This is a genomic window from Tritonibacter aquimaris (assembly GCF_009617595.1).
GTDB lineage: Bacteria > Pseudomonadota > Alphaproteobacteria > Rhodobacterales > Rhodobacteraceae > Epibacterium > Epibacterium aquimaris.
On record NZ_WIXK01000002.1, the window covers coordinates 193,519 to 216,539 of the forward strand.

The following is a 23,021-nucleotide window of genomic DNA, read 5'->3' on the forward strand; positions in this document are numbered from 1 at the left end:
GATCTCTCCGCTATGACCGCGGACATGACGGAAGCAGAGCGTATCATTACAACGATTGAACGGCTTGGCCACCAGGGCGACGGGGTGGCCAAAGGGCCATTGTTTGCGCGCCGCACCTTGCCCGGTGAGGTGGTGAGCGGTATCGCCGATGGCCAAAACCTTACTGACATTCGCGTAGAAACCCCAAGTGATGCGCGCATCAAGGCAAGCTGCCGCCATTACAAATCCTGCGGCGGCTGCAATCTGCAACACGCGTCAGACGCATTTGTGGAAAACTGGAAGCAGGAGTTCGTGCGTCACGCTTTGACTGCGCAAGGGCTCGAGGCAGAATTTCGCCCGCTTTATACCTCCCCCGAACGCTCCCGGCGGCGCGCGACCTTTGCGGCGCGACGTACCAAAAAGGGCGCGCAGGTTGGGTTTTATACGGCTGGAACAGATATCATTACGCCGATCGTCGACTGCCAGGTGATGGTTCCCGATCTGGTAGAGGCACTGCCGTTTGTTGAACAGCTTGCGGTGCTGGGATCCAGTCGCAAGACACCACTGGCGGTGACTGTCACCAGCTCAATCGGCGGGCTGGACGTCTCTGTCAAACAGGGCAAACCGCTTGATGCGAAACTGCGTATGGAACTGGCGCAGCTTTTTGGCAGTTACCCGGTTGCGCGCCTGACTTGGGACGATGATCTGGTAGCGATGGAACAGCCACCCAGCCAAAGCTTTGGCGTGGCACAGGTAACCATCCCAGCTGGAGCGTTTTTGCAGGCCACCAAAGATGGCGAACTTGCACTGCTCAAATCGGTTCAGGAAATCACCCAGGGTGCCAAACGCATCATGGATCTCTTTGCAGGCTGTGGCACGTTTTCGCTGCCTTTGGCCAAACACGCGGAAGTACATGCGATTGAGGGCGAGCCCGAGATGATCGCCGCGCTGGATACAGGATGGCGGCGGGCGCAAGGCTTGCACAAGGTTACCGCGACAACACGCGATCTGTTCCGCCGTCCGGTACTGCCAGAAGAGTTCAACCCCTTTGGCGCAGAGTTTGATGCGGTGGTGATTGACCCTCCGCGCGCGGGTGCCGAGGCGCAGACAGCTGAGCTCGCGCGTTCAAATGTGCCGATTATTGCCTATGTCTCCTGTAATCCGGTTAGTTTTGCCCGCGATGCCCGCATTTTGGTCGATGCAGGGTATCGGCTGAATTGGATTCAGGTGGTAGATCAGTTCCGCTGGTCTGCGCATGCGGAACTGGTTGCTTCATTCACTCTGTAACAGTGTCTTCAGACGGACGAATTCAAATGCCTCTTCAACGCGTGTCAAACATTCTCGACAGCCTCGCCTTTAGCCGCTTTATCACCACCGTTATTATCATCAACGCCATTACTTTAGGGTTGGAGACATCCAACACATTGATGCAGGCGTTTGGTGGTATGATTCAACTGCTGGATAAAATCTGTCTTACGATTTTTATCGCCGAAATTGCTGCCAAACTGCTGGTGCGGAGATTGAAGTTCTTCACCAATGGCTGGAGCATCTTTGATTTTATTATCGTAGGTATTGCCATTGTCCCCGGAGCGCAGGGGCTGTCAGTTCTGCGTGCCTTGCGTATTTTGCGGGTCTTGCGGGTTATTTCTGTGGCACCCCGTTTGCGCCGGGTGGTCGAAGGTTTCATCAGCGCGCTGCCGGGAATGGCCTCTGTCTTCCTGCTGATGGCGATTATTTTCTATATTGGTTCGGTCATTGCGACCAAGCTCTTTGCCAGCGCATTCCCGGAATGGTTCGGCTCGCTTGGGCGTTCCGCTTATTCTCTGTTTCAGATTATGACGCTTGAAAGCTGGTCCATGGGCATCGTTCGACCGGTGATGGAGATCTACACCTACGCCTGGGCGTTCTTTGTGCCGTTTATTATGGTCACAACTTTTGCTGTGGTTAACCTTTTGGTAGGCTTGATTGTGAACTCTATGCAGGACGCCCACGGCGAAGAGGAACACAAGCAAACCGATGCATATCGCGACGATGTGCTAACGCGCCTCGATCGGATGGAGCAGCATTTGTCCGAACTCGCCCGGCAAAACGCGAAGAAGTGATTTTGGAAAACAATTTTAATCAGCTAATTCCAGTATGAGGCAATAACAGAGCAGAACAATGGACAGACGCGCCTTTACCGCAAGTGCAGCGGCGGGCCTCCTTCTTGGGGGCTGCGCATCGGCACCAAATGGAAAATTTCAGAACTACTATGGGCCCCGTGTCACCTCGGTGGTGGTCAATAAGGGCGCACGGAGAATGTATTTGCTCAATGGCAATGACATTCTGAAGAAATACACTGTGGACCTGGGCTTTGCGCCATTGGGTCACAAGCGGATCGAAGGGGACGGGAAAACCCCTGAGGGTCAGTATTTCATCAACCGACGCAACCCAGATAGCGCGTTCCACCTGTCGATTGGTATTTCTTACCCCAACGCGCAGGACCGTGCGCGGGCGCGGGCTATGGGGAGAAGTCCGGGTGGAGAAATCTTTATCCATGGCCAGCCCAACCTGCTGAAAGCCCGCAAACGGGCAGAGCGGGTCAGCGATTGGACAGCGGGCTGTATCGCAGTAAAAAATCGCGAAATGGAAGATATCTACGCCATGGTGAAAAATGGCACGCCAATCTTTCTGAACGCTTGAGAGACAGATCAGAATAAAAAAACGGGCGCAACTGACGCCCGTTTTTTGTTTTGAGAGATTGTTTACCGAACTCAGGTTAGCCGGCCATCACCAGTGTCCACCAGAGTTTGCCATTGGGTTCCTGAAACCAGAAAAAGCCCATGTCTGCCGCAGTTGGATCCAGAATCACCGAACGTGTTGCTGGATCTTCCATCCATGCTGTCAGGGTCTGGAGCTCGTTTTCATAGGTTTCCGAGATGGCTTCGCCGACCAGGGCACCGGGGTAACCCGTGCGGGCCACACGATCGAGCGGCGATGAGCCGTCTGAACCAAAATGCCAAGGGCGGTTTTGCACTGACATATCTCGGGAGTGAGTTGCAGCCGCTGCATTGAGCTGCGCGTTCAATTGTACAGGTGGTTGCCCTGCGGCTTCGCGTAGCGCGTTCACTGAATCCAACATGCGGAATTGCAGCTTGTCCGCGTTCCGGATGCGGTAAGCTCCATTCACGGCGGTCTCAACCGGTGTGGATGTGGCGCAGGCAGCAACAAAAGTGGACAGGCTCAACGCGAGGATCAGAAAAAATCGGGACATGTAGCACCTTGGGTAATCTGGACACATTGGCTTTAGCCTTCCTGTGGCGGATGCGCAAATGGGCTGGCAGTATAATGCCAGTCACAGTTTTGTTTGATTTGCGACTGCGTCTTTGAAGCCATATTATGTAACGCAGATGTTTTCGTAAATGATCCCGGGTGCAAAGCTTATGACACAATCACCTTTAGGTTCCCTAAAGCGCCGGCAATTTCTGGCCTCTGCGGCTGCCTTTGCTGCAACTCCGGCCATGGCGCAACCTCTTGAGCCAAATGTAGAACCTGCTTTTGATCCGCTGCGCCCGCCCCCCGAGCCCGAGCCGCCTGTTGCGCGCAATATTTCTGCGTTCCGTGCAAAGGACTGGCGTCCCTATTTTGATTCTCTTCGCAAGGGCGCAATTCTGGTGGATATCGACAGCCGGGCGCTGCATTACTGGTCAAGCGACGGGGAAACTTACAAGCTATTTCCCTCCTCTGTGCCGCTTTCTGATGATTTGACCCGCCGCGGACGCACGCAGATTATTCGAAAAGTTGAAGGTCCAAGTTGGGCGCCAACGCCAAATATGCGCAAACGCAACCCGGAATGGCCGCCATATATCCCGCCAGGGCCTGATAATCCGCTTGGAACCCATGCGCTTTACCTCAGTTGGAAGTATTATCGCATTCATGGCACCCACGATACGCGCAAAATTGGGCGTCGCTCGTCTAATGGTTGCATCGGCCTGTACAACGAGCACATCTCGGAACTATTTGCGATGGCAAAAGTTGGCACCCAGGTGTTGCTTATTTGACGACAAGCCCTTTAGGCTGGGTTCTGTGCGCGCAACAAGTGTTTGCAATTCCTTGGCTGGGGTGATTATTAGAATATCACGAAGTAATTCTTGGCGTGCACCGAAAGCTGTGTGCATTTACTGGAGGTTAACATGAAAAAACTCGTTCTTGCTGCTGCTCTGACCGTTGCTGCATCCGCCGCTGTTGCTGGTGGCCTGGCAGATCCGATCGTAGAGCCGCCGGTCATCGTTGAAGCTGCCGAAGGTTCTTCCTCCGGCATCCTGCTGCCACTGCTGCTGCTGGTTCTCGTTGGCGCAGCTGTTGCATCGAACTAAGTTCGACGTGATTATGTAAAAAAGGCGGTGGGTCAAACCACCGCCTTTTTTCATTTGGACATGGCTGAATTACTCCAGCCAGCCTTTTAAATTATTCTCGATAACACCAGCCAGCGCCGCAATATGCTCCGGGTTATCATTGAGGCAGGGGATATACAGAAAATCCTCACCGCCCGCTTCTTCAAAGCTTTCTTTGATCTCTTCATTGATCTCTTCGAGCGTCTCAATGCAGTCGGCGGAAAAAGCAGGTGCAATGACTGCAATGTTTTTCTGACCCTCTCGCGCAAGATCAGCGACATGTTCGACGGTGTAGGGGCGTAGCCATTCTTCTGGGCCAAACACTGACTGAAACGTTGTGGTGATCTGGCTGTCATCCCAGCCAAGGCGTTCCTTTAGCAGGCGCGTGGTTTTCTGGCACTGGCAATGGTACGGATCACCTTCCATCAGATAGCGCTTTGGCATGCCGTGATATGAGACCACCAGAAGATCGGGCTTTTTCTCGGCGGTGTCATAGGCGTCTTCGACAGATTTGGCCAAAGCGTCAATATAAGCAGGATCATCGAAGTATGGCGGAATGGTGCGCGCGGCCGGCTGCCATTTTTCCTTCATCAATGCGCGGAAGAACTGGTCATTGGCGGTGCCGGATGTGGCGCCCGCGTATTGCGGGTAGAGCGGTACAAACAAGATTTTCTGGCAGCCCGCTTCAACCATTTTCCGCACCTTGGAGTCGGTCGACGGGTTGCCGTAGCGCATGCAAAAATCCACCATCACCTGATCGCCGTAACGCGCATGAAGCGCGTCAGCCATTTTGGCGGTCTGATCTTTGGTGATCGTCATCAAAGGGCTTTCGCCTTTGTCGTGATTCCAGATCGATTTATAGGCTTCGCCAGAGGAAAACGGTCGTTTGCTCAGGATGATCAGCTGCAGCAGCGGTTGCCATTTCCAGCGCGGGTAGTCGATCACCCGCTTGTCTGAAAGAAACTCGCTCAGATAGCGGCGCATGGGCCAATAGGTGTAATCATCCGGTGTGCCAAGGTTGGCCAGCAGGATACCTACTTTTCCTGACTTGATTTTGGGATGCTCAGCTGGGGCGTGGGCTGTGCTACATTCGTTTTGCATATTGTCCAGCATTGTCAAAGTCCTGTGGGGGCCAAATATTGGTTGCCTTAAATAAAACCATACGAGGCGAAAAACCAATTGGATCACATTGGCGCATGTCTCGCGGGTCTAATCCTTGGGTAGCGGTTTTTCGGGCACTCGAAGCGCGTCAGCCAGGCGGGCCTTGGCGGATCCGGGGCGCAGCGGTTGGGGTTGGCTATCTGAAGGGCACCAGCCGGTGAGGCACACAAGCTCAAATGTCGCATGCAGACGCCCTGCGGGTGTTGAAAAATGCTGATGATACAGTGTGTCAGCATGTTCAAACAGGCGACGTGGGGTGAAGTTCTTCACACGTGAACTCAAGGCATTGCCTTCACCCATCAGGCGCAGATCACGCCCCAGATGGAAAATGTCGCGATACTCAGCATTCTGTGGCACGACATCCGCAACAGGAAGCGCAAACCCAGCGCGTTGCAACAGTGCGCCCATATCGCGAATTTCAGCCATGGGTGAAACTCGGGGTGACAATCCGCCGTTCAGCTGGCTTTCGGCCTCTGCCAGTACGGTGCGCAGCTCATGCAGGGTGCGCCCTCCCAAGGCCATTAGCAGCAAGAGACCATCTTCCTGAAGTGCGCGTCTGCATTGAATCAGCTGGCCTACGGGATCATTGGCCCAATGCAGTGACATGGCATGAATAACAAGATCATGTGCGCCTGGCTCAAGGTCAAGTACCTCAGAGTCCGTAACAATTTTGGCGCTTTGGCTAAAATTTTCCCAAATTTTGCCAAAACCACTAACAATCGCCGGCTTTGTAAAGGTCCTGTTAACCAATGTTAGCCGATCTTCTACTTCGTCACGGGCAAGCTGTTGAAGAAACATTGATTGCGGTTTGCTCCGGGCGCGATGGGCATCCAGAGCATGGCGATCAAAAAGATTGGGCTGGCTGTGCGGTGTCTCACTCATGGGAGATGTTTAAGATGTTGCACGCCCAGATTCAAACGGCTGTTTCGCTGGTCTACCCGCCACAGTGTTCGTGCTGTGATGCGCTGGTTGAAAGCGACGTGGGTCTTTGTGGTGCGTGCTGGCGGGAAATGAATTTCATTTCCGGTGCGGTTTGCGAAAGCTGCGGCTGTGCTTTGCCCGGTGAAAGTGATGGCTATCGGTTGGAATGTGATGACTGTTTGTCAAATCCACGACCGTGGAGCCAGGGGCGTGCGGCGCTTGAATATGAAGGTAAAGCCCGAGAGCTAGTGTTGGGATTGAAGCACGGAGACCGCACCGAGCTGGCCCCAATGGCGGCAGGTTGGATGCTGCGCGCAGCGCAACCGATCTTGCAGGACAATCCCATTGTGACCCCGGTGCCGCTTCATTGGAGCCGGATGTTACGGCGCAAATACAACCAATCGGCGCTTTTGGCGGAATCTTTTGCCAGACACGGGCGGTTGGATTACTGGCCTGATCTTCTGAAACGCACCCGGCTCACCCCGTCGCTGGATCGCAAATCCAAAGAGGATCGTTTCCGCATTCTTCGAAACGCCATTACCGCCCACCCCCGCCATTGCGAGCTGATTCATGGTCGGGTTGTGGTGCTTGTTGATGATGTAATGACTTCGGGAGCAACGCTGTCTGCCTGCACCGAAGCCTGCCTGCGCGCAGGGGCTGCGGATGTGCGGGTTGTGGTGCTCGCACGGGCGCGCAAATCGGTCACGCCACAGTGAACGGACCAGATTGCATCTGGAATTTAGGCATCGGCCATCCCAAATTGGCTGACGAACCTAAACCATGACCAATTTGGAGCGCTTTTCATGAAATCAGTCGAAATCTATACTTCCCCTTTGTGCGGCTACTGCCATCAGGCAAAAAAGCTGCTCAAGCAGAAAGGCGTCAAGTTTTCGGAAGTGAACGTGCTGACCCAGCCCAAACGCAAACAGGAAATGATCAAACGCGCCAATGGTGGCCGTACCGTGCCGCAGATTTTTATTGGCGACAAACATGTTGGCGGCTGCGATGATCTCTATGCGCTTGAGCGGGCGGGTAAGCTTGACCCGATTCTGGCAGCCTAAAGATCGAGAGATGTAAATGCGTGTTGCCCTGTTGCAGATGACCTCTTCGGATCAGCCCGAAGACAATATCAAAACCGCTGTTGATATGATCGCAGCGGCAGCAGCGGGTGGCGCGCGTTACGTATTAACGCCCGAAGTAACCAATTGCCTGTCATCAAGCCGTTCTCATCAGCAATCTGTCTTGCAGCAGCAGGAAGATGATCCAACGCTTGCAGCTCTGCGGGCCGCAGCGGCAGAGCATGAGATCTGGCTGACCATCGGATCGCTTGGGCTGAAGACCGGGGATGCGGATGGTCGCTTTGCCAATCGCCAGTTTCTGATTGCACCCAGCGGTGAGATTGCTGCGCAGTATGACAAGATCCACATGTTTGATGTGCAGGTGTCCGCAGAAGAGACCTACCGCGAATCAGATGGGTACCGCCCCGGTGGCAAAGCCGTCGTTGCACAGACGGATTTTGGCAAAATTGGCCTGACGATTTGTTATGATGTGCGCTTTCCCTATCTGCATCGGGCTTTGGCCAAGGCGGGCGCGCAGATCCTGACCGCACCAGCCGCGTTTTCCTACGTCACAGGCGCGGCGCATTGGCATGCCTTGTTACAGGCGCGTGCGATTGAAACCGGCTGCTTTGTTTTGGCGCCTGCGCAAACGGGCACACATGCGGCAACCCGTGGACCTAGTCGCAAAACCTATGGTCATTCGCTGGTTATTGCGCCCTGGGGTGAAATTTTGCTCGATGCAGGTGTTGATCCCGGCGTGAGTTTCGTAGATCTCGACATGGAGAAGGTGGCAGAGGCACGCAATCGTGTGCCCTCCCTGACCCATGATAGAGAGTTCGACGGACCCTGATGGAAGATAAATCCCCCCTTGCGGTATCGCTGTTCAGCGAGATCTTGATGGCTGATCAATTGGCGCGGGCCCGATTGAGCAAAGCTCTGCCCAAGGGAATGGAGCTGTCGCATTTCTCGGTGCTGAACCATTTGGCAGGTGTTGGGCTTGAACGCACGCCCGCGCAGCTTGCCAAGCTGTTTCACGTTACCCGTGGTGCCATGACCAATACGCTCAATAAGCTGGAAGTGGCAGGCTACATTCATATTCGCCCCGATTGGGATGATGCGCGCCGTAAATTTGTGGCAATCAGCCCCGCAGGCCGTCAGGCGCGGGATACCGCATTGGCAAGTATCATTCCGGTGATTTCCGAAGTGGTGAATGAGTTGGGAGAGGAGCGCGTTCGCGCAACGCTGCCCATTTTGCGCGAATTGCGCGAAAAGCTGGATCAGGCGAACTGATTCAGATGCATTCATCGGACACCTAAGATGGAAAAAAGGATGCCAAAATTGGCATCCTTTTAGGGGTAGGGGCTTTGAAATCTGCGCCCTTTGATGACCTTTGCCCCATCCTGACAAAGGTCCTTCGCGAGTGGTGGGTTCAGCAATATCTAGCCCTAACACCAGCTTATGCGAAATGGATCCAATTTTAAACAACGCAGAAGGATGTATGCTTATCCTTTAGAATAGGTCACGCGTTTCAGATCCTATGAGTTTGGTTTGATGCTGGAGGTTGTGTAATTTACGCTCAGATCGCGATCTGAAAGCGACCAGTTCCAGGAAATGGGATTGAAGACAAACCCCTTTCGATCCACTGGTTTCAGCCCGGCTTGCGTCAGCAGATCAAACAATTCGTCGGGGGTGATGAACTTTGACCATTCATGAGTGCCGCGCGGCAGCCATCGCATAATGACTTCGGCGCCTACAATTGCCATCGCATAGCTTTTTGCGTTGCGGTTGATGGTGGAACAGATCTGCAGCCCACCCGGGCGCAGCAACTGCTGAGCCGCGGTAAGATAGCTAAGCGGATCGGCCACATGCTCCACCACTTCCATATTCAGCACCACATCAAATTGTTCACCTGCCTCAGCCATGGCTTCGGCGGTGGTGTGGCGATAATCGATTTGCAGCCCGGACTGTTCCGCATGAAGGCGGGCAACGGGTAGGTTCTTTTCCGCAGCATCCGCACCCACCACGGTTGCCCCAAGGCGGGCAATCGGCTCGCTCAGCAGGCCGCCACCGCAGCCGATATCAAGCACGCGTAGCCCTTCAAAAGGGGCCTCAGCCGAGAGATCGCGACCAAATTCAGCTGCGATCTGATTGGTGATGTAATCCAGGCGACACGGATTCAGCATGTGCAGAGGCTTAAACTTCCCATGAGGATCCCACCATTCTGCGGCCATGGCCTCAAATTTTGCGATCTCTGAAGGATCAACGGTGGTGTGAGGCGCTTGCATTCCTGTCTCCGTATGTTCTTTTACCTTGTAGACGATATATAGGCCTGTAATGGACAAATACCCGGACCAAAAGCGCGCAGTGCAATATCTTTACCCGCCGATCGAACCTTTTGATCAGCGAATGCTGGATGTTGGCCAGGGACACCGCATTTATGTTGAACAATCCGGCAATCCCAAGGGCATTCCGGTTGTGGTCTGCCACGGCGGCCCTGGTGGTGGCAGTAGCCCTGCGATGCGGCGCTATTTTGACCCGGAAAAATACCGGGTGATCCTGTTTGATCAGCGTGGATGTGGCAGATCGCGGCCCTATGCGTCCTGCGAATCCAATACCACCTGGCATCTGGTTGCGGATATGGAGAAGATCCGCGTGCTGCTGGGGATCGAGCAATGGATAGTCTTTGGCGGCAGCTGGGGTGCAACGCTTGCCTTGGTCTATGCGCAATCGCACCCGGAATATGTGCGCAATATTATCCTGCGCGGTGTTTTCCTGATGACGCAGGCTGAGCTTGATTGGTTTTACAATGGTGGCGCAGCGCGGTTTTGGCCCGACACATGGGCGCGCTTTGTGAACCCAATCCCCGAAGATGAGCGCGGCAATCTTATTGAAGCCTATAATAAACGTCTTTTCAGCGGCAATCGTAGCGATGAGATCCGTTTTGGGCGCGCGTGGTCAGCCTGGGAAAACGCACTGGCCTCCATTGCATCAAACGGTGCCTCGGGTGAAGCACCGGGCGAATACGCTCGTGCCTTTGCCCGCCTGGAGAACCACTATTTCATCAATCGCGGCTTTTTGGATTTTGATGGGCAGATCCTCGCCAATATCGGGGCGATCTCCCATATTCCCGGCATCATTGTGCAGGGGCGATATGATATGATTTGTCCGCCACTGGCCGCCTGGCGTTTGAATGAACTGTGGCCAAACGCAGATCTTGTTATGGTGCGCGATGCCGGACATGCTTTGTCTGAGCCGGGAATCAGCAAAGAGCTGGTGCGTGCCATGGACCGAATTGCAGAGATGGAAGACGAATGAATCGCCTCGACCGCCGTGCCCTATTTGCCTCAGGTGCTGCCGCAGCTTTGCTGGCGGCCACCGGTGCTTCGGCATCTGGCGCGCCCAAGCGTGGCGGCACTTTGCGTCTGGCTGTTCCACGTGAAAACGACGTTTTGAATACACTGGCGCGCTGGGCGGTGCAGGATGCACTGGTGGAAATTGGCCCGGATGGCGTGGTGCGCGGCGAACTTGCTCAGCACTGGCAAAGCGATGCTGACGCAAAACGCTGGGAATTTGATCTCCACCCCGATGCACAGTTTCATGGTGTCGGGCCTGTGACTGCGGATCAGGTGGTTGCCTCGCTCACGCGTAGTTTGACGTTGCAATGTTCGATTGAACCTCTGGGGGCCAGAAAAATTGCCCTGACCCTGGCGGAACCTAACCCGCATCTGCCCTATGTTCTTGCACAGCAAAGCAATTTGATCACGCTGGCAGACACCGCGTTGCCAGAGCTGACAGGCAGCGGGTGTTATGAAGTGGTGCGCGCCACGGAAGGGCGCAACCTGCGCCTGAAACGTGTTGCGAAGCATTATCGCGATCTGCAGGTCGGCTGGTTTGATGCAGTTGATATTGGTGTCATCCCCAATCGCGACATTCGCGCAGAAGCGCTGCGTGATGGCTTTGTGGATGTGGCATTGTTTCCGCAGGGCGACATGCTGCGCAGCCGTCGCAATCTGGTGTTTCACCCTTCCGCCGATGACATGCAGATCGCGGCGCATCGCAATATTGCGATACCACCAAAAGTGGGGCAAAACACGGCAATTGATGACGGGCGCCTGCTTGAACGTTGGTGGATGCTTTAGGGCGCCAAATCCGGCTTGCGCTTCCCTTTTGATGTTTCCCTTGCAGATTCGTGGACTTCACTCTATACACCCCCTTAACAGCGGCGTGTCGAACTTCGGTTCGGGGCTCCACCGGGAATTTCGACGGGCCGCGCGCCCGTTTTTTTGTGTTTGGACCGCTTATGACAAACGACCTGATTGCCAAAGCCGCCATCGATCGCCGTCTGGCTGAAATCATCTCACCGGTGATTGAGGATCTCGGCTATGAATTGGTACGCATCCGCTTGATGTCTGGCAAAACCACCATCCTGCAGGTGATGGCCGACAAGCCCGAAGGCGGTATCGAGGTGGATGATTGCGCTGAAATTTCCAATGCGATCAGCGCGTCAATGGATGTGGAAGATCCCATTCTGGATGCTTACACCCTGGAAGTGTCGAGCCCCGGAATTGACCGGCCTCTGACCCGGTTGAAAGACTTCGATATGTTCGAAGGCTACGAAGCCAAACTGGAAACCACCGAGCTGATCGATGGCCGCCGCCGCTTTAAGGGGCAGCTTGCCGGTATTGAAGGCAATGACGTGCTGATCAATATCGAAGAGCATGGTGAGACCGTCACCATTGGTTTGGATTTCGACTGGCTGAGCGACGCCAAACTGGTGCTGACTGACGATCTGATTGCAGAAATGTTGCGCCAGCGCAAAGAGGCTGGAACACTTAACGAAGACGCATTCGACGAAATTGAGACCGAAGAAGGGTCCGAAGAGGAGAAGAAGTAATGGCGATTACCTCTGCAAACCAGCTGGAGCTGTTGCAAACCGCTGAGGCCGTGGCGCGTGAGAAAATGATCGACCCCGGTCTGGTGGTCGAAGCCATGGAAGAAAGCCTCGCGCGTGCCGCCAAGAGCCGGTACGGCTCTGAAATGGACATTCGGGTGTCGATCGACCGCAAAACCGGTCGCGCAACCTTTACCCGCGTGCGCACCGTTGTCGAAGAGGAAGAGCTGGAAAACTACCAGTCCGAAATGACTGTTCAGCAGGCCAAGCAATATATGTCGGAGCCTGAGATTGGCGACACATTTGTGGAAGAGATTCCACCGGTTGAGATGGGCCGTATCGCGGCACAATCTGCCAAGCAGGTGATCTTGCAGAAGGTGCGCGAAGCTGAGCGTGACCGCCAGTACAACGAATTCAAAGACCGCGCAGGCACCATCATCAATGGTCTGGTGAAGCGCGAAGAATACGGCAACGTTATTGTTGATGTGGGAGCCGGTGAAGCGATCCTGCGCCGCAATGAAAAAATCGGCCGCGAAGCCTATCGCCCGAATGACCGTATCCGCTGCTTTATCAAAGATGTGCGCCGCGAACAGCGTGGCCCGCAGATCTTCCTGTCGCGCACCGCGCCTGAGTTCATGGCTGAACTCTTTAAAATGGAAGTGCCGGAAATCTACGATGGCGTGATTGAAATCAAATCCGTTGCTCGTGACCCCGGCTCGCGCGCCAAGATCGCTGTGACCTCCTTTGATGGTTCCATCGATCCGGTTGGGGCCTGTGTGGGTATGCGTGGCTCTCGCGTGCAGGCGGTTGTGAATGAACTGCAGGGTGAAAAGATCGACATCATCCCGTGGAACGAAGATCAGCCAACCTTCCTTGTGAACGCGCTGCAGCCTGCAGAAGTATCAAAAGTTGTTCTGGATGAAGAAGCAGGCAAAATCGAAGTTGTGGTTCCTGAAGAACAGCTGAGCCTGGCCATTGGTCGTCGCGGCCAGAACGTGCGTCTGGCATCGCAGCTGACTGGTCTGGACATCGATATCATGACCGAAGCGGAAGAATCCGCGCGTCGTCAGAAAGAGTTCGAAGCCCGCACCGCGCTGTTCATGCAGACGCTGGATCTGGACGAATTCTTTGCCCAGCTGCTGGTTTCTGAAGGGTTCACCAACCTGGAAGAGGTTGCCTATGTTGAACTCGACGAGCTGTTGGTGATTGACGGTGTTGACGAAGGCACCGCGCAAGAGCTGCAGGCGCGTGCCCGTGACTATCTGGAAGCCCAGGCAAAAGCGGCGCTGGATGCGGCCCGCGCGTTGGGTGTTGAAGATGGGCTTATTGAATTTGAAGGTCTGACACCCCAAATGGTGGAAGCACTGGCAAAAGACGGCATCAAGACGCTGGAAGATTTTGCCACATGCGCGGACTGGGAATTGGCAGGTGGCTGGACCACTGTCGATGGTCAGCGCGTCAAAGACGACGGTATTCTCGAATCCTTTGGTGTCAGCCTCGAAGATGCGCAGGATCTGGTGATGACGGCTCGCGTCATGCTGGGTTGGGTTGATCCGGCTGAGCTGGAAGCCGCCGACGAGGAAGAAGAAGTCGAAACTGAGGAAGGCGAGGCCTGATTTCAGGTCTCGGGAAGCATATCATGACCCGTGGTGGAACAAAAAAAGACCTGGCTGAAGGTTCAGAGCGCAAATGCCTGGCCACAGGTGAGGTGCAGCCGCGTGACGGGTTGATACGTTTTGTATTGGGGCCTGATGCCTTAGTTTTTCCCGACATTATGGGCAAATTGCCCGGTCGCGGCGTCTATGTCGCGGCCAATCGCTCTGCTCTTGAAACTGCGGTGAAGAAAAAAGTTTTTGCTCGCGGTTTCAAAACCAAAGCCGTTGTTCAAGACGGTCTGGTTGCAGAGATCGAAACCCAGCTGGCGCGCCGTTTGGTTGAGCTGATCAGTCTCGCGCGCAAATCCGGTCGGGCTGTCTCGGGCTACGAGAAGGTCAAAGACTGGCTGATTAAAGAAGAAGCGCGGATCCTGATACAAGCGTCAGATGGATCTGGGCGTGGGAAGTCCAAACTGAGCACCCCTTATAAGGGAAAATTTATCGGATGTTTGACATCTAACGAGCTTGGGATGGCATTTGGACGCGAAACTGTCATACATGCGGCCCTCGCCTCTGGCGGACTCAGCAAACGTGTTGTAGAGGAAGCGCAACGACTACAAGGTTTGCGCGAGATGAAGGGCGGCAACGGCCGCACGGAAGGATAAAAAGCTTTATGAGCGATAATGACGGCAAAAAGACATTGGGTTTGCGTGGTTCCCGTCCGGGGAACGTGAAACAGAGTTTCAGCCACGGGCGGACCAAGAATGTCGTGGTGGAAACCAAACGCAAACGCGTGGTGGTTCCCAAGCCGGGCGCTGGAAAGTCTGGTGGCGGTGTCGGTGGTTCGGGTGATGCATCGCGTCGCCCCGGCGGCATTTCTGATGCGGAAATGGCGCGTCGCCTGAAAGCCCTGCAAGCAGCAAAAGCGCGCGAAGCCGAAGAAGCGGCTGAACGTGAAGCGGCCGAGAAAGCCCGTGCGGAAGAGCGTGAGCGTCGCCGCGCCGAGCTGGAAGCAAAAGAGCGCGAGCAGCGCGAAGCTGAAGAACGCGCCCGTCAAAAGGCAGCGGAAGAAGAGCGTAAACGCGCTGAAGCAGCAGAAGCACAAAAACGTGCTGCAGCTGCAGCTGCTGAAAAGACCGAAAAGAAAAAAGTTGAAAGCAGCGCCAGCCGTCCTGCGCCGAAGCCGGGTCAAGCGGCAACTCCGCGCAAGTCTGATCGTGAACGCGAAGAGCGTGGTCGTGGCAAAGGTCGTGATGAAGGTCGCCGCTCTGGCAAACTGACGCTGAGCCAGGCAACCGGTGGTGCAGGTGGGCGTCAGCGCTCGGTTGCATCTATGCGCCGTAAACAAGAACGTGCCCGTCAGAAAGCCATGGGTACGGTTGAGCGTGAAAAGGTAGTACGTGATGTGCAGCTGCCTGAGGCTATTGTTGTCTCAGAGCTTGCCAACCGTATGGCTGAGCGCGTTGCCGATATCGTTAAGTCGCTCATGAACATGGGCATGATGGTTACGCAAAACCAGACGATCGACGCGGATACCGCGGAACTGATCATCGAGGAATTCGGCCACAAAGTCGTTCGTGTTTCTGACGCCGACGTGGAAGATGTTATTCAGGACATTGAAGAGAAAGACGAAGATCTTCAATCACGTCCACCAGTGATTACCATCATGGGCCACGTTGACCACGGTAAAACCTCGCTGTTGGATGCGATCCGCGACGCCAAAGTTGTTTCTGGTGAGGCCGGTGGCATCACGCAGCACATTGGTGCGTATCAGGTGAAAACCGATGGTGGTACAACACTGTCGTTCCTCGATACTCCGGGTCACGCTGCCTTTACGTCCATGCGCTCACGTGGTGCGCAGGTGACTGACATCGTGGTTCTGGTTGTTGCAGCAGACGATTCTGTTATGCCGCAGACCATTGAAGCGATTGCCCACGCAAAAGCAGCTGAGGTGCCGATGATTGTTGCGATCAACAAAATCGACAAACCAGCCGCTGATGCGAACAAAGTGCGCGCAGAACTTCTGCAGCACGAGGTAATCGTCGAAGCCATGTCTGGTGAAGTGCAGGACGTCGAAGTTTCCGCGCATACGGGCCAGGGCCTGGATGAACTGCTGGAAGCGATCGCGCTGCAGGCGGAAATTCTGGAACTGAAAGCCAACCCGGACCGCGCCGCCCAAGGTGCTGTGATCGAAGCTCAACTCGACGTTGGTCGCGGCCCTGTTGCAACCGTTCTGGTTCAAAAAGGCACTCTGCGCCAAGGCGACATTTTTGTTGTGGGTGAGCAGTACGGTAAGGTCCGTGCGCTGATCAACGACAAGGGTGAGCGCGTAAAAGAAGCTGGCCCATCGGTTCCGGTTGAGGTTCTGGGTCTGAACGGCACACCCGAAGCGGGTGACGTTTTGAACGTGACCGAAACCGAAGCACAGGCACGTGAAATCGCGGAATACCGCGAGCAAGCTGCTAAGGACAAACGTGCCGCAGCTGGCGCAGCGACCACGCTGGAACAGCTGATGCAAAAGGCGAAGGACGACGAAAACGTTTCTGAGCTGCCGATCCTGGTCAAAGCTGACGTGCAAGGTTCTGCCGAAGCAATCGTTCAGGCGATGGAAAAAATCGGCAACGATGAAGTTCGTGTCCGTGTGCTGCACTCCGGTGTGGGCGCGATTACTGAAACTGACATCGGTCTGGCCGAAGCGTCTGGCGCGCCGGTTATGGGCTTTAACGTCCGTGCCAACGCATCTGCGCGTAACACCGCCAACCAAAAAGGCGTTGAGATCCGCTACTACTCGGTGATCTATGACCTGGTGGACGATGTGAAAGCGGCGGCCTCAGGTCTGCTGTCTGCCGAGATCAAAGAGAACTTCATCGGTTACGCCACCATCAAGGATGTCTTCAAGGTATCCAACGTTGGTAAGGTTGCGGGCTGTCTTGTCACCGAAGGTGTGGCACGCCGCTCGGCCGGTGTACGTCTGCTGCGCGACAACGTTGTGATCCACGAAGGCACGCTGAAAACGCTCAAACGCTTCAAAGACGAAGTGGCCGAGGTTCAGTCTGGTCAGGAATGTGGTATGGCGTTTGAAAACTACGATGACATCCGTGCAAACGATGTGATCGAGATCTTCGAACGTGAAGAGGTCACGCGTACGCTCGACTAAAGCGATCGTATATTTGAATTGAAAAACCCGGTCCTTGTGGCCGGGTTTTTTGTTCACGGTGTAAAGCGTCGAGGCCAAGAAAAAAGGCAGCCCAAAGAGCCGCCTTTTTCTATTCCGTGTGAGTGGTGGTCTTAAGCTGCCGATTGGACCGGCATGCCCTCATAAATTTTTTTGCCGACTCTGACTGCGATCTTCCCGCCAGGTAGTGAGCGCAGGTACACGCCTTGAACTGAAACGTAGGTACCCATCGTAATAGTTCGGATCATCAAACGCCCTCCCGTTAAGATCCATCATTTCGAAGTATGACCTTGCAGAGTCATGCTTGATGAAAGACCTTAACAAAAGGTTCACAAACTTAGCCAGAGAAACTTGTTTCCGAAGGGTGAAAAATACCATCAATAACGCGTTTTTGATGCCTCTACAAAAACAGCATTCGATCCGCGGATTATAGCCAGTCCCGCAATATCGGGATCAACGGAATGTCCGCGGGTGGCATTTCATAGTCGCGCAGGTCCTTGGCATAGACCCATTTCAGCGTCTGACCTTCGCGGCCTTGTGGAATACCTTCCCATTTTCGACAGGCGAAAAGCGGCATAAGGAGATGAAAATTCTCGTAACTGTGGCTTGCAAAGGTCAAAGGTGCCAAGCAAGAGGACCAGGTGTTGATCCCGAGTTCCTCTTGCAATTCGCGGATCAGCGCGGCCTCTGGGGTTTCTCCGGCTTCAATTTTTCCGCCGGGAAACTCCCACATACCAGCCATGGATTTGCCTTCCGGGCGTTGCGCAATCAACACACGCCCATCTGCGTCGACCAATGCCACGGCTGAAACGAGTACAGTTTTCATGATCTGTAGTCCGCATTTATGGTAATATATTGGTGGGTTAGGTCACAGGTCCAGACGGTTGCGGCGCCATTACCAAGGCCAAGATCGACGCTGAGTGTGATCTCTGATTTCTTCATTTCTGCCACGCCCAGCTCTTCGCGGTAGTTGGAAGATACCCAGCCTTTTTCAGCCACCAGTACTTCGCCAAATGAGATGGTCAGCAAATCGCGGTCCGCTTCGGCACCCGATTTGCCAATTGCCATGACAACACGGCCCCAATTGGGATCTTCACCAGCGATCGCGGTTTTGACCAATGGCGAATTAGCAATCGCCATCGCGTGGGTTTTGGCTTCTTGGTCTGATACGGCTCCGGTTACAGCGATCTCAACAAATTTGGTGGCGCCTTCGCCATCGCGTACAACCTGATGGGCAAGATCAAGCATCACCAAATTCAAAGCCGCTGCAAAATCAGCATTTCCAGCCACATCTACACCCGATGCGCCGGTTGCACAGAGCAACAGGCTGTCGGAGGTAGAGGTGTCGCTGTCGACGGTAATTGCATTGAAGCTGGTATCGTTGAGCGAAGACAGCAGCGTCTGCAACGCTGATTGTTCGCAGACCGCATCGGTAAAGATATAGACCAGCATAGTGGCCATGTCCGGTGCAACCATGCCGGATCCTTTGGCGATACCAGCGATCCGCACCTCTTTGCCACCAACCATCAGCGTCGCGCCAGCGCCCTTGGCAAAGGTATCTGTGGTCATGATGGCTTGTGCGGCTGCTTCGACCTGACCGGGTTCTAACGCAGCGGCCAATTTGTCGATCTGCGCAATAATCCGTTCATGGGGCAGCGGTTCGCCAATCACGCCAGTAGAAGCGGTGAACACGCGTTCGACCGGCACATTGACACGGGCTGCCACAGCGGTGGTGATTTCTTCAACCGAGGTCTGGCCGTAGTGGCCGGTAAAGGCGTTGGAATTGCCGGAGTTTACCAGAATTGCCGCGCCTTGGCTGTTGTCTCCACCCAGTTTTGCCTGACAGTCAAGAACAGGGGCTGAGCGGGTTTTGGAGCGCGTGAACACACCGGCAATAGCTGTGCCGGGTTGCAGTTCAGCCAACATCACATCGGTGCGATCGGTGTATTTAACCCCCGCAGAAGCAGTGGCAAAGCGCACGCCAGCAATGTCTGGCAGCTCTGGAAAGGCTTCAGGGGCGAGTGGTGAAACAGGGAGAGGTGCAGCCATAGTTAATTTCCGATCTGGCTCAGGTCTTTGATGATTGCCGGGTCAAAGTCTTTGAGGTCCGGACGGGTGATGTCTGCTTCGGCAGTCAGCGCGTCGACATGGGCTTCAATTGCGGCCTGACGCAGGTTGTTGGCAAGCTGTTCGCGTACGGTTTCAAATTCGGGCGCTTCCGCCTTGCGGCGTTCCGTGAGCAAAATCACGTGCCAGCCAAATTGGGTTTGGATTGGATCGGAGACTTCGCCGTTCTTCATGGCAAGCACGGCTGTTTCAAACTCTGGCACCATCTGGCCAAGACCAAACCAACCAAGCGCACCGCCGCCGGGGCCAGAAGGTCCAGTGGAACGCGCCTTCGCCATGGTGGCAAAATCGGCACCACCGTCGAGCTCTTTTTTAATGTCCTGCGCTTCGACCTCGGTCTCTACCAGAATGTGTGACGCATTAAATTCGTCGCCGCCATCACCGGTGGAATAGGCTTCATCATAGGCTGCGCGAATTTTATCTTCAGTCGCGGCATTCGCCATCACCTTCTGGATTACTTCCTGTGCCAGAAGCGTGCGCATTTCATTGTCGACGGTGAGCTGGACGTGCAGCGGAACTTCGCCACCGACCTCTTGGGACAGGGCCGTTTGTTGGATCAGCTGGTCCAGAATGGCCTTGAACAACACATCAATCGGCAGCTGTTTATACTGCGCGGGCAGGCTTTCATGGGCGATGATCATGTGGCCAATGGTGATCTCAGTGCCGTTTACGGTGGCGACAACGGAATTGGCGTCCGGCGCGGCTTTTGCGGGGGCGGACAGCGCCAGCATAGCTGCCACAGCCAGAGCTGGCAGAAAAGTGAGGCCTTTGCGCATGGAAATCTTCCTATTCTGTTATGACCGCGTGCCGCGGCGTTGACACTGAAATGGCTGCCCCTTACATCGCCTAAGGGCCTATGGCGGGACCGTCTTTTTCACCTTTGTTTATGGGTTGAAAGCTACGCGGGCAAGTCTGGCTTTTGAGACGACCAATTACAGACGTGTTGGAGAAGATATGCTGGGTTTCGGAACACTCGCCAAAAAGATTTTCGGTACGCCGAACGACCGAAAGATCAAGGCGACGCGGCCACTGATCGCCAAGATCAACGGGCTGGAGGCCGAGTTCGAAAAACTCAGCGATCAAGGCTTGATTGAAAAAACCGAAGAGCTGCGCAAACGTGCAAACGACGGTGAGAGCCTCGACAACCTGCTGCCCGAAGCCTTTGCGAACGTGCGTGAAGGCGCAAAACGGGCCTTGGGTCTGCGCGCCTTTGACACCCAGCTTATGGGCGGCGTCTTCCTGCACCAGGGCAACATCTCGGAAATGAAAACCGGTGAGGGTAAAACCCTCGTCGCAACCTTCCCGGCCTATCTGCATGCGCTGACTGGCAAGGGTGTGCATGTTGTGACGGTGAACGAATATCTGGCCAAACGCGACAGCGAGTGGATGGGCAAGGTTTTTGCCGCCGTGGGTATGACCACCGGCGTGATCTGGTCGGGCCAGCCTGACCCGGAAAAACAAGCCGCCTATGCGTCGGATGTGACCTATGCCACCAACAATGAGCTGGGCTTTGATTATCTTCGCGACAATATGAAGCCGAGCCTGGATCAGGTTTTCCAGAAATATCACAACTTTGCCATCGTGGATGAGGTCGACTCGATCCTGATCGACGAAGCGCGGACGCCGCTGATCATCTCTGGCCCGGCTGAAGATCGTTCTGAGCTTTACACGGCGATTGATGCGCTGATCCCGCAACTGAACGAAGATCACTATGAGATCGACGAAAAAACACGCGGTGTGACCTTTACCGAAGAAGGCAACGAAGCACTAGAAGAGATCCTGCGTGCACAGGGTCTGCTGGAAGCGGATGCATCGCTTTATGATCCCGAAAGCACGTCCATTGTGCACCACGTGAACCAGGCTTTGCGCGCGCATAAGCTTTTTGCCAAAGACAAAGAATACATTGTTCGCGGCGGTGACGTTATCCTGATCGATGAATTCACCGGCCGTATGATGCCGGGTCGTCGGCTGTCGGAAGGTCTGCATCAGGCGCTTGAAGCCAAAGAAAACGTGACGATCCAGCCGGAAAACACCACGCTGGCGTCTGTCACCTTCCAGAACTATTTCCGCCTTTATGATACGCTGTCTGGCATGACCGGCACGGCGATGACCGAAGCAGAAGAATTTGCCCAGATCTACGGTCTTGGTGTGGTTGAGGTTCCAACCAACCGTCCTATTGCTCGTAAAGACGAAGATGATCAGGTTTACCGTACCGCTGGTGAAAAATATCAGGCCATGATCAATGACGCCAAAGCGGCGCATGAAAAAGGTCAGCCGGTTCTGTTGGGCACAACCTCGATTGAGAAATCAGAGCTCCTCAGCCATATGCTGAAGAAGGAAGGCATTGAGCATAACGTTCTGAACGCCCGCCATCACGAGCAGGAAGCGCAGATCGTTGGGGATGCAGGTCGTCTGGGTGCGGTGACCATCGCAACCAACATGGCCGGTCGTGGCACCGATATTCAGCTTGGCGGTAACGTTGAGATTAAGGTGATGACCGCGCTGGAAGCCAATCCAGAGGCGGATCCGGCTGAACTGCGCGCATCAGAAGAAGCCAAACACGCGGAAGAGAAAGACAAAGTCCTATCTGTGGGTGGCCTGTGCGTACTGGCGTCAGAACGCCACGAAAGCCGCCGCATCGACAACCAGCTGCGCGGCCGTTCCGGTCGTCAGGGTGATCCGGGTCTGACACGTTTCTATCTCAGCCTCGAAGATGATCTGATGCGTATCTTTGGGTCAGAGCGGCTTGATAAAATGCTGTCGACACTGGGCATGAAAGAAGGCGAAGCGATTGTGCACCCTTGGGTCAATAAATCGCTCGAGCGCGCCCAGGCCAAGGTCGAGGGCCGCAACTTTGACATGCGCAAAAACGTGCTGAAGTTTGACGATGTGATGAATGATCAGCGTAAGGTGATCTTTAAGCAGCGTCGCGAAATCATGGCCTCCAAGGATCTGTCGGAAGTTGTGGCAGATATGCGCGAAGAGGTGGTTGATGATCTGTTGGATCAATTCATGCCTCCAAAATCCTATGCCGATCAGTGGGATACCGAAGGTCTGCAAGAAGCAGTTCGTGAACATCTGGCGCTGGATCTTCCGGTAAAAGACTGGGCCGCCGAAGAGGGTGTTGACGACGAACAGATCCGTGAACGCCTGCTGGAAGCGGCAGATGCGAACATGAAAGAAAAGGTGCAATCCTTTGGCGACGAAGGCATGCGCAACATCGAAAAACAGGTGCTGCTGCAGACCATCGATGCCAAATGGCGTGAACACCTGCTGCGCCTTGAACATCTGCGTTCGGTTGTGGCCTTCCGCGGCTATGCACAGCGTGATCCGCTGAATGAATATAAGAACGAAAGCTTCCAGCTGTTTGAAGGCATGCTCGACAGTCTGCGTGAGGATGTGACCAAGCAGATCAGCCACGTGCGTCCCATCACCGAAGAAGAACAGCGTCAGATGATGATGGAAATGGCTGCCCGTCAGGCCGCGATGCAGCCGGCAGCTGATGCCGCTGCAGAACCTGCTGGTGAGCCCGCAGAGGGATTTGTCGAAGATGATCCGCAAAGCTGGGGTCAGCCGTCACGCAATGATCAATGCCCCTGTGGCTCTGGCAAGAAATTCAAACATTGCCATGGCCGTCACTGATCAACAGATCTAGAGCTTGCACTATTTTGTCAGAAGGTGGCCACGTGTTGGCCACCTTTTTGCGTAAGGCTTCCTTAACCTGATGTGAGCGGGAGGCCA

At 54.7% G+C, this 23,021-nt stretch carries 23 protein-coding genes; 16 read left to right on the forward strand and 7 right to left on the reverse strand.

Features of this window, described 5'->3' with window-relative positions; translation table 11 throughout:
* Positions 1–24 precede the first annotated feature (24 nt).
* The 3 genes from GG681_RS04490 to GG681_RS04500 are packed head-to-tail and all read left to right on the forward strand — an operon-like array spanning position 25 to position 2,661.
* Complete coding sequence (locus GG681_RS04490) at positions 25–1,266, forward strand: class I SAM-dependent RNA methyltransferase (protein ID WP_153545537.1); 1,242 nt, start codon at positions 25–27, stop codon at positions 1,264–1,266.
* A gap of 26 nt (positions 1,267–1,292) precedes the next feature.
* Positions 1,293–2,081 carry an ion transporter gene (locus GG681_RS04495; protein WP_153545539.1) on the forward strand — a complete coding sequence of 263 codons (789 nt, stop codon included), beginning with the start codon at positions 1,293–1,295 and terminating at the stop codon, positions 2,079–2,081.
* A 58-nt stretch (positions 2,082–2,139) separates the two neighbouring features.
* Positions 2,140–2,661, forward strand: a complete 522-nt coding sequence (locus GG681_RS04500) for a L,D-transpeptidase family protein (RefSeq protein ID WP_153545541.1) — start codon at positions 2,140–2,142, stop codon at positions 2,659–2,661.
* A gap of 76 nt (positions 2,662–2,737) precedes the next feature.
* Here GG681_RS04500 and dalA read toward each other — a convergent pair whose 3' ends face one another.
* Complete coding sequence (gene dalA, locus GG681_RS04505; RefSeq protein ID WP_153545543.1) at positions 2,738–3,232, reverse strand: divisome-associated lipoprotein DalA; 495 nt, start codon at positions 3,230–3,232, stop codon at positions 2,738–2,740.
* 148 nt (positions 3,233–3,380) lie between these two features.
* Between dalA and GG681_RS04510 the strand changes: the two genes are divergently transcribed.
* Both GG681_RS04510 and GG681_RS04515 read left to right on the forward strand, forming a co-directional pair.
* The gene (locus GG681_RS04510) at positions 3,381–4,019 is read left to right on the forward strand and encodes a L,D-transpeptidase (RefSeq protein WP_408057651.1); all 639 of its coding nucleotides are present in this window, start codon (positions 3,381–3,383) and stop codon (positions 4,017–4,019) included.
* Between the two features lie 132 nt (positions 4,020–4,151).
* Positions 4,152–4,334: a hypothetical protein gene (locus GG681_RS04515; RefSeq protein ID WP_153545545.1), complete on the forward strand. Its 183-nt coding sequence runs from the start codon at positions 4,152–4,154 to the stop codon at positions 4,332–4,334.
* 69 nt (positions 4,335–4,403) lie between these two features.
* Here GG681_RS04515 and hemH read toward each other — a convergent pair whose 3' ends face one another.
* Both hemH and GG681_RS04525 read right to left on the reverse strand, forming a co-directional pair.
* Positions 4,404–5,465 (reverse strand): ferrochelatase, encoded by a 1,062-nt coding sequence (gene hemH / locus GG681_RS04520; protein ID WP_153545547.1) that lies wholly within the window; start codon positions 5,463–5,465, stop codon positions 4,404–4,406.
* A 96-nt stretch (positions 5,466–5,561) separates the two neighbouring features.
* Positions 5,562–6,395 (reverse strand): methyltransferase domain-containing protein, encoded by an 834-nt coding sequence (locus GG681_RS04525; RefSeq protein WP_153545549.1) that lies wholly within the window; start codon positions 6,393–6,395, stop codon positions 5,562–5,564.
* 14 nt (positions 6,396–6,409) lie between these two features.
* Between GG681_RS04525 and GG681_RS04530 the strand changes: the two genes are divergently transcribed.
* The 4 genes from GG681_RS04530 to GG681_RS04545 all read left to right on the forward strand — a co-directional run bounded on the left by GG681_RS04530 (position 6,410) and on the right by GG681_RS04545 (position 8,782).
* Positions 6,410–7,150, forward strand: a complete 741-nt coding sequence (locus tag GG681_RS04530) for a ComF family protein (protein ID WP_153545551.1) — start codon at positions 6,410–6,412, stop codon at positions 7,148–7,150.
* 87 nt (positions 7,151–7,237) lie between these two features.
* Positions 7,238–7,495 carry a glutaredoxin 3 gene (grxC, locus tag GG681_RS04535; RefSeq protein ID WP_153545553.1) on the forward strand — a complete coding sequence of 86 codons (258 nt, stop codon included), beginning with the start codon at positions 7,238–7,240 and terminating at the stop codon, positions 7,493–7,495.
* 16 nt (positions 7,496–7,511) lie between these two features.
* Positions 7,512–8,342 carry a carbon-nitrogen hydrolase family protein gene (locus GG681_RS04540; protein WP_153545555.1) on the forward strand — a complete coding sequence of 277 codons (831 nt, stop codon included), beginning with the start codon at positions 7,512–7,514 and terminating at the stop codon, positions 8,340–8,342.
* Positions 8,342–8,782 (forward strand): MarR family winged helix-turn-helix transcriptional regulator, encoded by a 441-nt coding sequence (locus GG681_RS04545; RefSeq protein ID WP_153545557.1) that lies wholly within the window; start codon positions 8,342–8,344, stop codon positions 8,780–8,782. The genes GG681_RS04540 and GG681_RS04545 overlap by 1 nt, the downstream gene beginning before the upstream one ends.
* Positions 8,783–9,027: 245 nt before the next feature.
* Here the strand turns inward: GG681_RS04545 and ubiG are convergent, their stop codons facing one another.
* The gene (gene ubiG / locus GG681_RS04550) at positions 9,028–9,777 is read right to left on the reverse strand and encodes a bifunctional 2-polyprenyl-6-hydroxyphenol methylase/3-demethylubiquinol 3-O-methyltransferase UbiG (RefSeq protein ID WP_153545559.1); all 750 of its coding nucleotides are present in this window, start codon (positions 9,775–9,777) and stop codon (positions 9,028–9,030) included.
* A gap of 49 nt (positions 9,778–9,826) precedes the next feature.
* Here ubiG and pip point away from each other — a divergent pair, with 49 nt between their 5' ends.
* The 6 genes from pip (at position 9,827) to infB (ending at position 17,135) form a co-directional block, all read left to right on the forward strand.
* Positions 9,827–10,807: a prolyl aminopeptidase gene (gene pip / locus GG681_RS04555; protein WP_153545561.1), complete on the forward strand. Its 981-nt coding sequence runs from the start codon at positions 9,827–9,829 to the stop codon at positions 10,805–10,807.
* Positions 10,804–11,631, forward strand: coding sequence for an ABC transporter substrate-binding protein (locus GG681_RS04560; protein ID WP_153545563.1), 828 nt, complete (start codon positions 10,804–10,806; stop codon positions 11,629–11,631). Before pip ends, GG681_RS04560 begins: the two co-directional genes overlap by 4 nt.
* Positions 11,632–11,792: 161 nt before the next feature.
* Positions 11,793–12,386: a ribosome maturation factor RimP gene (rimP, locus tag GG681_RS04565; RefSeq protein WP_153545565.1), complete on the forward strand. Its 594-nt coding sequence runs from the start codon at positions 11,793–11,795 to the stop codon at positions 12,384–12,386.
* Positions 12,386–13,999, forward strand: coding sequence for a transcription termination factor NusA (gene nusA / locus GG681_RS04570; RefSeq protein WP_153545567.1), 1,614 nt, complete (start codon positions 12,386–12,388; stop codon positions 13,997–13,999). The genes rimP and nusA overlap by 1 nt, the downstream gene beginning before the upstream one ends.
* A 23-nt stretch (positions 14,000–14,022) precedes the next feature.
* Complete coding sequence (locus GG681_RS04575; protein ID WP_153545569.1) at positions 14,023–14,643, forward strand: RNA-binding protein; 621 nt, start codon at positions 14,023–14,025, stop codon at positions 14,641–14,643.
* An 8-nt stretch (positions 14,644–14,651) separates the two neighbouring features.
* A complete protein-coding gene (infB, locus tag GG681_RS04580) occupies positions 14,652–17,135 on the forward strand; it encodes a translation initiation factor IF-2 (protein WP_153545571.1) in 2,484 nt (827 codons plus the stop codon).
* A 445-nt stretch (positions 17,136–17,580) separates the two neighbouring features.
* Here the strand turns inward: infB and mutT are convergent, their stop codons facing one another.
* From mutT to GG681_RS04595, 3 genes are read right to left on the reverse strand one after another with little or no spacing between them, the layout of a single operon-like run.
* On the reverse strand, positions 17,581–17,979 hold the full coding sequence (gene mutT / locus GG681_RS04585) for an 8-oxo-dGTP diphosphatase MutT (RefSeq protein ID WP_153545573.1): 399 nt from the start codon (positions 17,977–17,979) through the stop codon (positions 17,581–17,583).
* Positions 17,976–19,202, reverse strand: coding sequence for a bifunctional glutamate N-acetyltransferase/amino-acid acetyltransferase ArgJ (argJ, locus tag GG681_RS04590; protein ID WP_153545575.1), 1,227 nt, complete (start codon positions 19,200–19,202; stop codon positions 17,976–17,978). Before argJ ends, mutT begins: the two co-directional genes overlap by 4 nt.
* Before the next feature lie 2 nt (positions 19,203–19,204).
* A complete protein-coding gene (locus GG681_RS04595) occupies positions 19,205–20,056 on the reverse strand; it encodes a peptidylprolyl isomerase (RefSeq protein WP_153545577.1) in 852 nt (283 codons plus the stop codon).
* 178 nt (positions 20,057–20,234) lie between these two features.
* On the opposite strand from GG681_RS04595, the gene secA reads away from it, so the two are divergent.
* Complete coding sequence (gene secA / locus GG681_RS04600) at positions 20,235–22,922, forward strand: preprotein translocase subunit SecA (protein ID WP_153545579.1); 2,688 nt, start codon at positions 20,235–20,237, stop codon at positions 22,920–22,922.
* Positions 22,923–23,021 lie beyond the last annotated feature (99 nt).

What these genes read in the sequence shown, in the direction of transcription:
- GG681_RS04510 (WP_408057651.1), top strand. Translation starts at nt 3,381, where the DNA reads ATGATCCCGGGTGCAAAGCTTATGACACAATCACCTTTAGGTTCCCTA.
- ubiG (WP_153545559.1), bottom strand. Translation starts at nt 9,777, where the DNA reads ATGCAAGCGCCTCACACCACCGTTGATCCTTCAGAGATCGCAAAATTT.
- GG681_RS04545 (WP_153545557.1), top strand. Translation starts at nt 8,342, where the DNA reads ATGGAAGATAAATCCCCCCTTGCGGTATCGCTGTTCAGCGAGATCTTG.
- GG681_RS04495 (WP_153545539.1), top strand. Translation starts at nt 1,293, where the DNA reads ATGCCTCTTCAACGCGTGTCAAACATTCTCGACAGCCTCGCCTTTAGC.
- grxC (WP_153545553.1), top strand. Translation starts at nt 7,238, where the DNA reads ATGAAATCAGTCGAAATCTATACTTCCCCTTTGTGCGGCTACTGCCAT.
- GG681_RS04540 (WP_153545555.1), top strand. Translation starts at nt 7,512, where the DNA reads ATGCGTGTTGCCCTGTTGCAGATGACCTCTTCGGATCAGCCCGAAGAC.
- pip (WP_153545561.1), top strand. Translation starts at nt 9,827, where the DNA reads ATGGACAAATACCCGGACCAAAAGCGCGCAGTGCAATATCTTTACCCG.
- GG681_RS04515 (WP_153545545.1), top strand. Translation starts at nt 4,152, where the DNA reads ATGAAAAAACTCGTTCTTGCTGCTGCTCTGACCGTTGCTGCATCCGCC.
- nusA (WP_153545567.1), top strand. Translation starts at nt 12,386, where the DNA reads ATGGCGATTACCTCTGCAAACCAGCTGGAGCTGTTGCAAACCGCTGAG.
- secA (WP_153545579.1), top strand. Translation starts at nt 20,235, where the DNA reads ATGCTGGGTTTCGGAACACTCGCCAAAAAGATTTTCGGTACGCCGAAC.
- mutT (WP_153545573.1), bottom strand. Translation starts at nt 17,979, where the DNA reads ATGAAAACTGTACTCGTTTCAGCCGTGGCATTGGTCGACGCAGATGGG.
- argJ (WP_153545575.1), bottom strand. Translation starts at nt 19,202, where the DNA reads ATGGCTGCACCTCTCCCTGTTTCACCACTCGCCCCTGAAGCCTTTCCA.
- GG681_RS04490 (WP_153545537.1), top strand. Translation starts at nt 25, where the DNA reads ATGACGGAAGCAGAGCGTATCATTACAACGATTGAACGGCTTGGCCAC.
- dalA (WP_153545543.1), bottom strand. Translation starts at nt 3,232, where the DNA reads ATGTCCCGATTTTTTCTGATCCTCGCGTTGAGCCTGTCCACTTTTGTT.
- hemH (WP_153545547.1), bottom strand. Translation starts at nt 5,465, where the DNA reads ATGCTGGACAATATGCAAAACGAATGTAGCACAGCCCACGCCCCAGCT.
- GG681_RS04530 (WP_153545551.1), top strand. Translation starts at nt 6,410, where the DNA reads ATGTTGCACGCCCAGATTCAAACGGCTGTTTCGCTGGTCTACCCGCCA.
- rimP (WP_153545565.1), top strand. Translation starts at nt 11,793, where the DNA reads ATGACAAACGACCTGATTGCCAAAGCCGCCATCGATCGCCGTCTGGCT.
- GG681_RS04595 (WP_153545577.1), bottom strand. Translation starts at nt 20,056, where the DNA reads ATGCGCAAAGGCCTCACTTTTCTGCCAGCTCTGGCTGTGGCAGCTATG.
- GG681_RS04560 (WP_153545563.1), top strand. Translation starts at nt 10,804, where the DNA reads ATGAATCGCCTCGACCGCCGTGCCCTATTTGCCTCAGGTGCTGCCGCA.
- infB (WP_153545571.1), top strand. Translation starts at nt 14,652, where the DNA reads ATGAGCGATAATGACGGCAAAAAGACATTGGGTTTGCGTGGTTCCCGT.
- GG681_RS04525 (WP_153545549.1), bottom strand. Translation starts at nt 6,395, where the DNA reads ATGAGTGAGACACCGCACAGCCAGCCCAATCTTTTTGATCGCCATGCT.
- GG681_RS04575 (WP_153545569.1), top strand. Translation starts at nt 14,023, where the DNA reads ATGACCCGTGGTGGAACAAAAAAAGACCTGGCTGAAGGTTCAGAGCGC.
- GG681_RS04500 (WP_153545541.1), top strand. Translation starts at nt 2,140, where the DNA reads ATGGACAGACGCGCCTTTACCGCAAGTGCAGCGGCGGGCCTCCTTCTT.